Here is a 3097-nt window from a genome sequence, read left to right on the forward strand (position 1 = left end):
TGTCGCACTATGCAGCATATAGATGACAAACTTGGGTTAACTCAAAAGCATGGGCCCAACGCCTATCGCGAGGCAAGAAAAACGAGCACCACCCATCCGCCGACAGACACTTCCCCTGCGCTCAACGATTTGCTTCAGCCGCCCCGCGTAGCCAGGGAGCGCAGCGACCGAGCGGAGCGGGGTCGGCTGCAAGCAATGTTAGGCGCGTTGCTTCTTGCAACCAACCACTCAATTGGCCTTTCTGAGCCCCCTCAGCTCTTTTTTGAGTGCTTCGAACGCTTCGATCTCATCTAGCAGCGTTCTTGGAGTCGGCTTCTGCGCTCCCAATGTATCACTATGTAGATGTCCTTCGATGTACCGCGAAAGACGCTCGTGACCTACGACTACTTTCTCAACAATCGATCTGTCGCACACGACATCCTTCAAGCGTCCAGGACTTATGCGCTCATCAAACCGCAGAACGACTTCGTTGAGGAGCTCAAAAATGATGAACGCCTCGTAGCACGTACGGAGAGCGCCGAATCCGTCTCGCAACAGCGCCTCCTGCTCTGCAGCGGGTGCGTCTTTGGCCTTTGCGTAGATCTCGCGTGCTCGCGTAGGCTTACGGTAGTCTCGCTCCAAGGCGGGGCTGTTGTTCAAGAACACGTAGCCTGGTCTATCGTCTTGATCACCTCGCTTTATCCAATGCGTTACGATGTCCACTAGTTCCTGCTCGCACCGCTGCTTGAGAAAATAGAGAAAAGGAAGGTCGTGTGTGAAGACAATCACCTGCCGCCGCTTGGCTTCTTTCGCCAGAATCGATGCGATCAGTCCTCTCCACTCCAGGTCAAGAGAAGTGACTGGGTCATCTAATATGACCGCACTGCTGAACGTGTCGAGCGCGACCTCGGTCAGGAAGTCTGCCAGGGCAACGGCACGCTTCTCGCCTTCACTCAGCACCTTGTCCGGTGTTGCCATATCTGCAGGAGCGGATGGGTCAGTCTCCACAACAATCTGCTTATAGACCTCACCCTTACGTCCTCTAGTCGCCACCCTGACCTTAAGGGGCCGCCCCAAGTCCTTGAGCATCTGTTCAAACAACTCGATATAGCGATCGGTGACCAATTGACTGAACAATTGGTTGTGTTTTCTTGTGATGTGTCTGGTACTTCCACCTACTTTCTCAGCCTGGCGTGCCCAGATTCTCTTCTTCACGTACTCCTCAATTTCAGGAAGGTGCTTGCCAAGTAGCGCGCGGTGTTGCAGATCTCGCCTCTCTTGTTCTAGTTTCACTATCTCTGCGGCGATATCTTTCTCCTGTAGATCGTCAAGTTGCGCTCTCAGCGATTGGGCAATCAACTCAACATCTTTAACGCCGCTTTCGGGAAGAGGAGAAAGAGCTATCTCTGTCGAGTGGTCGGCAAGAGCTGCGAGAATCTGGCCTCGCCTTACGTAGCAGGCAGCGATGAACCCCTTGACCTTTTCCAGTACCGCCGGATCGTGCTCCTGCAAATGTCGGTATGAGACAGACTGATCATCAAAGAAATCGAGATCGAGTTCCTGTAGAGCATTGCGTTTTTCTTCCAAGACACTCTGTGCCTTTGCTAGTTGTTCCTGCGCCTCCCCTTCAAGCAATGCCCACAATCGAAGCAGCAGATCGCGTGCCTGGGGTGACAACGGCTGCTGGCACAACAAACAAAGACTATCAGCCTGAGGATACGGTGCATCTGGAGTTTGTTCAGCATCAGCCAGAGCCTTTGCCGCCTCAATGAATCGATACCAGACTTCACTGCCCGTTTGCGTGAAGTGCTCCGACCTAAACTGGTCAACGCTGACACGCTGGGCTGCGGTCTGTCGGTTGAGATAGGCCTTCACCGCTTGACGGATTTCCTCGGCAATCTCCTCACTCAATCTATCTTGTATCTCACACAAACGACCGGCCAAAAGATTTAGGTCTTCCACGCGCTGTTTAAGATCGGCTACCTGTCTGGAAACATCTCGGGCCCTAAGACGAGCAATCTCGATATCCAATTCATCAATCCGCCTCTTTTCCTCCGGAGTGAGAGCAGCTATCTGTCGCAACGCTTCAAGGTCTGTATCGGGACCGAGACTGGCGATCATTTCACTGATTTTCGAATCTCCGTGAAATAAAGCATCGAAGTTGTGCGGTTCACTGCATTTGTCCACTCTGGCTTTCAAGCAAGCCCGAACCTTGTCCGTGACTTCCGCCAGTCGGGTGAGATACGAGAGGCCCGCGGGCGAGAAGCTGAGCGCGTTTGATGCAGTCAGGTGTACCCGTACGCTGGTGCTGTCAAAGACATAGCACGACCCAAGTTCAGGACACTCCCTCCCGATTTGGTAGTGAATCACACGATTGCCAGTCTGATCCTTTATTTCTATATGGGCCGATAATGCAACTGTTTCGTCTATGGGGCGCGTCACATCGGGAAGCACTTCCCGATCACCTCGGGTGAATCCAGCACAACCAAGTACCCGAGCGTACCCTGATTTGCCAGAGCCATTCCCCCCATAAACTGCTGTCATCGCCGGACCGAAGGAGAGAGTCTGACCTGGCACCAAGGCGTTAACGTTCTGGAGGTTCGAGATCTTGATCAGCCGCACGGGCGCGGCAGGCTGGGCACTGGCATCAGCATCTTTCGGGAAGCCCAGGGTAGGCCGCTGTCCCTTGGGCTTTGTCAGACCAGCATCCTCCAAGAGATATTGGAGCAGTTCGTCATAGTCCTCATCGGTAAAATTGACCCCGGCAACAATCTTGTCCAGGGCAGCTTGTTCCCAATAGGGCAAGGTCGTCGCCCAGTGGCTCAGTTGTGTGAGAATGCTCATACCTTTTTCCTCACTTTTCCAACAGTGAGCGAAAATACGGTTTGCATTGACATACCCATACCCATTGCGCCTAACTTCTTATTTTACACAATCTCCAGTAGTAAGATAGTGATCGGCCCCCATAATGACATTGGCTAGCTTTCAAGTTTGTCTTTGTCAAGAAGAAAGAAGGGAAAGTGGATGTTAATGGCCAACTAAAATGACCCACCTACGGCCATCAAAAATGACCCACCTTGAGGATGCATTGGCGATGATTTGGCCGTACAACCCCATC

General features: G+C 52.7%; 1 protein-coding gene. It reads right to left on the reverse strand.

Annotated features, from left to right (window positions below):
- Nucleotides 1-228: 228 nt before the first annotated feature.
- Nucleotides 229-2823 (reverse strand): AAA family ATPase, encoded by a 2595-nt coding sequence (locus BUB04_RS18525; RefSeq protein WP_073042276.1) that lies wholly within the window; start codon nucleotides 2821-2823, stop codon nucleotides 229-231.
- Between the last annotated feature and the right edge of the window lie 274 nt (nucleotides 2824-3097).

It is taken from the genome of Desulfacinum infernum DSM 9756 (assembly GCF_900129305.1).
Taxonomy (GTDB): Bacteria; Desulfobacterota; Syntrophobacteria; order Syntrophobacterales; family DSM-9756; genus Desulfacinum; species Desulfacinum infernum.

Coding starts and splice junctions, on each gene's coding strand:
- BUB04_RS18525 (WP_073042276.1), bottom strand. CDS start 2,823: ATGAGCATTCTCACACAACTGAGCCACTGGGCGACGACCTTGCCCTAT.